7 protein-coding genes are annotated in these 6,569 nt (G+C 45.8%); all 7 read left to right on the plus strand.

Going from position 1 to position 6,569, the window contains the following annotated elements; genetic code table 11:
- Window positions 1-1,066, plus strand: a 1,066-nt coding sequence (locus CGZ90_RS17530; protein ID WP_133063611.1) for a heavy metal translocating P-type ATPase, incomplete at its 5' end; no start/stop codon positions are given.
- A 234-nt stretch (window positions 1,067-1,300) separates the two neighbouring features.
- Window positions 1,301-1,654, plus strand: a complete 354-nt coding sequence (gene eutS, locus CGZ90_RS17535; RefSeq protein ID WP_094253837.1) for an ethanolamine utilization microcompartment protein EutS — start codon at window positions 1,301-1,303, stop codon at window positions 1,652-1,654.
- A 26-nt stretch (window positions 1,655-1,680) separates the two neighbouring features.
- Entirely contained in the window at window positions 1,681-2,151 is a 471-nt protein-coding gene (locus CGZ90_RS17540; protein ID WP_240515472.1) for a EutP/PduV family microcompartment system protein, read from the plus strand.
- A gap of 153 nt (window positions 2,152-2,304) precedes the next feature.
- Window positions 2,305-3,738 (plus strand): sensor histidine kinase, encoded by a 1,434-nt coding sequence (locus CGZ90_RS17545; RefSeq protein ID WP_094253839.1) that lies wholly within the window; start codon window positions 2,305-2,307, stop codon window positions 3,736-3,738.
- Window positions 3,725-4,315: an ANTAR domain-containing response regulator gene (locus CGZ90_RS17550; RefSeq protein WP_094253840.1), complete on the plus strand. Its 591-nt coding sequence runs from the start codon at window positions 3,725-3,727 to the stop codon at window positions 4,313-4,315. The genes CGZ90_RS17545 and CGZ90_RS17550 overlap by 14 nt, the downstream gene beginning before the upstream one ends.
- Window positions 4,316-4,405: 90 nt before the next feature.
- Window positions 4,406-5,839 (plus strand): ethanolamine ammonia-lyase reactivating factor EutA, encoded by a 1,434-nt coding sequence (locus CGZ90_RS17555; RefSeq protein ID WP_094253841.1) that lies wholly within the window; start codon window positions 4,406-4,408, stop codon window positions 5,837-5,839.
- An 18-nt stretch (window positions 5,840-5,857) separates the two neighbouring features.
- A partial coding sequence (gene eutB / locus CGZ90_RS17560; RefSeq protein WP_165766899.1) for an ethanolamine ammonia-lyase subunit EutB occupies window positions 5,858-6,569 on the plus strand: 712 nt, incomplete at its 3' end.

A 6,569-nucleotide genomic window follows, 5' to 3' on the forward strand; every position in this document is an offset into this window, starting at 1 on the left:
CTGCCCGTGTGCACTCGTTGTTTCAACACCTGTTTCCATCGTCACGGCGATCGGAAACGCGGCACGTAACGGTGTACTCATAAAAGGAGGCATCTTCTTAGAAGAAGCCGGTTCAATTAAGGTGATCGCTTTTGATAAGACGGGTACTTTGACAAAAGGCGAACCAGCCGTAACCGAGATCTGGTGTGAAGACGGAGTAGAAGAAAATGAGATGCTCGTTAAAGTAGCCGCTCTTGAAAAACTGTCACAGCATCCGCTCGCTTCGGCCATTTTGAAAAAAGCAGAGACTCTTTCATTTCATCAAACGAATGTGAACGACTTTGCATCGATCACAGGCAGAGGCGTTAAAGGAACGATAGACGGTGAAACGATATATGCGGGAAGCCCGAAACTTTTTACAGAGAATCTAAAGCTTCATTTAACTGAAGAAGCAGCAGACACGGCTGGAAGGTGGCAAGAAGAAGGCAAGACTGTCATCGCGGCTGGAACTGTACAGCAAGTATTTATGCTCATTGCGATTGCGGATGAAGTGAGGGAAACGAGCAAAGAAGTCGTGCAAAGACTGCACGAGCTTGGCATACAGAAGACCGTTATGCTGACCGGAGATAACGAGGGAACTGCACGTTCTATTGGCAAGACCACCGGTGTTTCTGATGTGCAAGCAGGTCTCATGCCGGAAGATAAACTGAACACGATAAAAGAGCTGCGACAGAAGTATGGAAAGACAGCGATGGTAGGAGATGGAGTGAACGATGCGCCTGCTCTTGCCGCCGCGACTGTCGGGATCGCGATGGGCGGTGCGGGAACAGATACTGCCCTAGAAACAGCTGACATCGCTTTAATGGCGGATGACCTGAAAAAACTGCCATTCACGATTCGCTTAAGCCGGCGGACGATGGCGGTTATCAAGCAGAACATCACCTTCTCGATCGGAATCAAGCTGCTCGCACTCCTTCTTGTCGTCCCGGGATGGCTTACTTTATGGATCGCAATCTTTGCTGACATGGGTGCGACACTGATTGTTACGCTGAACAGCCTGCGGCTTATGCGCGTAAAAGACAATTAAGGCAGACTTTTGACAACAACGGAACGCATGCTATAATGAAGAAAATAATACACGGCAACGGAGCCCTTAGTTTCTATGAAGCTAAGGGCTATTTTATACTTTAAGGTTAACTTTTTTGCTAGGAAGAGATTCGGTGCCGTCAAAAAGTTTAAGTATAAAGTATAAGTGCAACTAAGGCTGACTTTAAAGCATGGTCAGCCAAGTTTTCTTTATTTTTTGGGGAGGATGAGAGCAATGTTAGAGGGTTTAGAGGATAAAAAGCAGCGGTTTATACAAGAGTTTGTACCAGGAAAACAAGTAACATTAAGCCACATCATCGCAAATCCGGATGAGGACATGTTTGATAAACTGGGCATCCAGCAGACAGGTGCGATCGGTATCTTAACGCTGACGCCGAGTGAAACCGTTATCATCGCAGGCGACCTGGCGACGAAAGCGGCTCATGTTTCTTTAGGCTTTCTTGACCGGTTCACCGGGAGCTTAGTTATTGTGGGAACTGTATCTGAGGTTGAATTGGCGATGATAAAAATCAATTCATTTCTTTCGGAAACATTGGGCTACACGCCATCAAAAATCACAAAGTCATGAGGGATAATGTGAAGAAAACGAGAGCTATGATTATAGGAGCCATCGGTTCTGGAAAGTCAACGCTAACGAATGCACTGCTTGGAAAGGATGAAAACAGTGTCAAAACCCAGACACTGAACTATAAAGACTGGATTGTCGACACACCCGGAGAATATATGGAAAACCCGATGTATTATAAATCGCTTATGGCAACATCCTTGGAAGTTACTCACGTTTTGTTCATTCAGGATGCGTCTGCACTGAAAAGCAGCTTTCCGCCACAGTTTTCAATGGGCATTCCGAAGCTTCCGATCGGTATTGTAACAAAGTCAGATCATCCGCAGGCTGATGTAGAGCGTGCCAGGAACTTCTTAAGGAGAGCGATGCCTAAAGGGCCGATCGTAACAGCCTCTTCGTTTACAAAAGAAGGGATAGAGGATATTAAGGAGCTTGCAGCACGGCATTCATTCGCTGACATGGAGGACTATTTGCAGAGTAAGGGAATTGAAAGCTGGTAATATAATGAAAGCCTTTACAACGCTGAAAATATAAAGTATTCTGAAATTGAAAATGAATAGGAATAGGCAACGGCGCCTATCAACTTACAGGAGACATCTGTTTACAGTGGACATCTGTGTTGAAGGTGCCTTTTTTTATAAAAGGAGCTTCTCATGGATTACATTCGTAACTTATGCAGACAACATACTCGCCTCACTGATGAAGAGATATCTCTCATCGTGGACAAGAGCAATATGCTTCAAACGATCGCGGACTTGTCAGGATCACACGTCTTCATTGACTGCATGACTGCACATCCTGAAAAAGCTGTCGTCGTTGCTGAGGCAGTTCCTTCAACATCGCCATTGCTGTACAAGGAGCAAGTGGTAGGAACGTTTATTTATGAGACTTTCGAACCGGCTGTTTTCAGTTCGTTCAAGTCTAGGAAACCCGTGATGGTGAAGCGTGCGGTCACTACAGAAGGACAGCATGTGAGCCAGAACGTCATTCCAATCCTTTTTAACGAAAAAGCGATCGGTGTGATGATCTCTGAAAAAGACATATCAGCACAGATTGAGCATGAGAAAGAAATCGCATTCCTGACAGAAGCGACCCAGGAATTCGGCAGGACCTTCTGGGACATGATCTCTAAACAGCCATCTATCCCAGATGTTTTAGAAGACGGTCTCCTGCTGCTGAACGACGAAGGAAAAATCCTTTATGCCAACAATTATGCGATCAGGCTCATCCAAAAACACCTTGGACAGCATTCTCACCAGGAATACAAAGACAAATCCATTTATGAACTTTTTCCATTTATCGAAAAGGATAATATCGGTCACTTTGGGATTGTGGAGCGAGAAATTGCTTATGAAGGCCGAGTGTATATTAAGAGAATGATCAGCTTAAAGTCAAAAGACTCTCCAATCGTTCTTATTTATTTAAGAGATATTACAGATCTAAGGGAGAAGGAGAGGCAGCTTGTGGTTAAGTCAGCTGTGATTAAAGAGATCCATCACCGTGTTAAGAATAACTTGCAAACGGTTGCTAGCCTGCTGCGTCTCCAGATGAGAAGGGGCGTTCCTGAAGACACGAAGCATCTGTACCAGGAAAGCTTGAACCGTATTATGAGCATCGCGACCGTGCATGAGTTTTTATCTTACAGCGGCATGGAAATGGTGAATATCAGCGAGATACTCGAAAAAATCGCCAAGATGCTCGTCTATCAATCCGATCAGAGTGAACATTCGATTACACTTGTTCTGGATGTAGATGAGATTTCTTTAAAGTCTAACCAGGCAGTTTCATTATCCTTGATTTTCAATGAAATTCTCCAGAACAGTATCAAGCATGGATTTAAAAACCAATCAGGCACAATCACGGTTAAGATGAAGCTCATTGACGGAGAAGTGCATCTATCAGTTGTTGACGATGGAGAAGGATATAAGCCAGGAGTGAAAAAAGATCAGCTAGGACTTGAGATTGTAAGGAACTTAACAGAGTTTGATCTTTCGGGCGAGTTCTTAATCTATCCGAATAAAGAAAGAGGGACGACAGCAGCCGTTCAATTTTTTTTAGAGCAGGAGGATCTTTATGATAAAGCCTAACATCATGGTAGTGGACGATGAATCGATCTTAAGGATGGACTTGAAAGAGATGCTTTTGGAGAATGGGTATAACGTTGTTGCAGAAGCGAACAATGGAGAGAAGGCAGTAGAGCTCGCAGCTAAGCATAAGCCTGATCTGATCATCATGGATGTGAAGATGCCGAAGATGAACGGCATTAAAGCGGCCAAAATCGTCGGCAATACCTTTAAGATTCCTGTTCTGCTGCTGACAGCTTACAGCCAGACTGAGATCATCAACGAGGCGAAAGAAGCAGGGGTACTTGGTTTTATCGTTAAGCCCGTCACAGAAAAGCAGCTCATACCAGCTGTTGAAGTGGCACTTTCGCAAGTCACCCGAATCAACCAGATCAAAGGCGAAGTAACGGCACTTGAGCAGAAACTCGAAGAACGGAAGATTGTCGAGAAAGCAAAGGGCATTGTCATGGAACATATGTCGCTTAACGAGGACCAGGCGTATAAACAAATGCGAAGCTTCTGCATGAAGAATCGTATCGTGCTTAAGGATCTGGCTCGAACTCTCATTGATAAAAACAGTGCTGAAATAATGCATGTGTAAAAGAATAAAAGGCAAAGGCGCCTGCTAAATCAACAGACCAAATCTGTTGGTTTATCAGGCGTCTTTTTCATTAAGGAAAGGAGGAATACGATGATTGGGAACGACAGAAAAGTAGAAACGATTATCAGTGCAGGCATAGACATCGGCACGAGTACGACAAAGATTATCATCAGCCGTTTCAGTCTCCTGAACATGGCAGGCAGCACCCACGTGCCAAAGATCGAAATCATCGATAAACAGATTCTGCATAAAAGCCCAATCTATCGGACTCCTCTTTTAGACAATGACTATTTGATAGACATTGAAGCGGTCTTTGCCATCGTAAAACAGGAATATGCTGCAGCAGGTGTAGATAAGTCGGAAATTCAGACCGGAGCCGTCATCATCACTGGCGAAAGTGCCATCAAAAGCAATGCCAGACAAGTGATTCAATACCTTTCAGATGAAGCGGGTGAGTTTCTAGTTGCGACAGCAGGCCCGGACCTGGAAGGTATCATCGCAGCAAAAGGATCCGGCGCTCATGCTTGGTCGCAAAAACATGGAAAAACGATAGCCAACATCGATATCGGCGGAGGAACCGCTAATATCGCCGTATATAAAAATGGCTCACTCCTCGGAACGTGCACACTTCATGTCGGCGGAAGACTGATGGAGTTTGACGGTGACACAGTAACAAAGATTTCGCCACCAGTCGCCAGCACGGCCGAAATGCTAGGTATTGAACTGAACAAAGGACAGAAGAACGGCAGCGGAACAGACAAGATTTTGGAAGAGATGGTGTCGGTGCTCGTTTCCGTCCTGAACGGAGATCAGTCGGCAGCCGAACACCCGCTCTTCCTCAGTCAATCAGCTGGATGGGGAAATGCACCAATCGATGCGGTCATGTTCTCCGGCGGAGTCAGTGAATGTGTGTATTATCCGGAACATGATGACCCTTCCGTATACAGCGATATCGGACGGATATTGGCTGAAAAGCTGAACAGCTCTGGGGAGCTGCGGAACTGGGAATGGGTCACTCCGGAAGAGACGGTAAGAGCGACGGTATGCGGAGCGGGAATGCAAACGACAGAAATAAGCGGAGCGACCATTCAAATCGACAAATCCGTATTGCCGCTTAAAAACCTTCCCGTCATTGAAGTGCCGATCGCCGATATGAACGAAGCTGAGAGAAGCGTATCGCAAAAAATAGAGCAGGCTATCGCACTGTATGATCCGCAGGCAGAAGGAAACAATTTTGCACTATATTTTTCAGATTTGCCGCAGCTGTCATTTAAGAATGTGCAGCACCTGGCATCGGTCATATGCAGCGCTTATCGGCAGAGAAAGAGCGATGCGCCGATCGTCGCGGTAGTGAAAAATGATATGGCGAAAGTGCTCGGACAGTCAATCATGGCATTTACCCCTGAGCGTTCGATTATCTGCATCGATCAGCTGAATGTCGTAAACGGAGATTACGTTGATATCGGCAGGATGCTCGATTCGGGTGTTGTGCCTGTAGTGATCAAAACATTAGCGTTTCAGTAATAAGTGAGGTGAGGGGTTATGAAACTTTCTAGCAAGTTATTAGGCCAAGTATATCAATTTGGATCGTTAAAAGAAGTGATGGCAAAGGCGAATGAAGAGAAGTCCGGCGACCGCCTCGCTGGAGTCGCAGCAGACACGGTTCAGGAAAGAATCGCTGCCAAGCAGGTGCTAAGCGAATTGACGCTTCAGCAGATCCGGGAAAATCCCCTTCTTGCACCGGAAGAGGATGAAGTTTCAAGAATCATTGAAGAACAGGTCAACGAAAAAATATACGGCACTATCAAAAACTGGTCAGTTCTGGAATTAAGAGAATACATCCTGTCAGATGAGACTTCTGGGAGTGACATCCTCCGCGCCAGCAGAGGGATGAACAGTGAAATGATAGCGGCTGTGACGAAACTGATGTCCAACCTCGACCTTGTTCACGGTGCCAATAAGATCGAGGTCGTGACGAAGTGCAACATTGAACTTGGCCGAAAAGGAACACTGTCTTCGAGGCTTCAGCCTAACCATCCGACAGATAACGTGGACGGGATGCTCGCCTCTTTAAAAGAAGGGCTGTCGTACGGAGTAGGAGACGCTGTCATCGGAATCAACCCAGTGGATGATTCAGTAGAAAGTGTGAAGCGCCTGCTGCATGCGACGAAAGATTTTATGGACAGGTGGAAGGTGCCAACGCAAAATTGTGTGCTTGCTCACGTGACTACCCAGATGAAAGCGATCGAACAGG

Origin of the sequence: Fictibacillus aquaticus, assembly GCF_002245695.1 — a bacterium.
GTDB classification, from domain to species: domain Bacteria; phylum Bacillota; class Bacilli; order Bacillales; family Fictibacillaceae; genus Fictibacillus; species Fictibacillus aquaticus.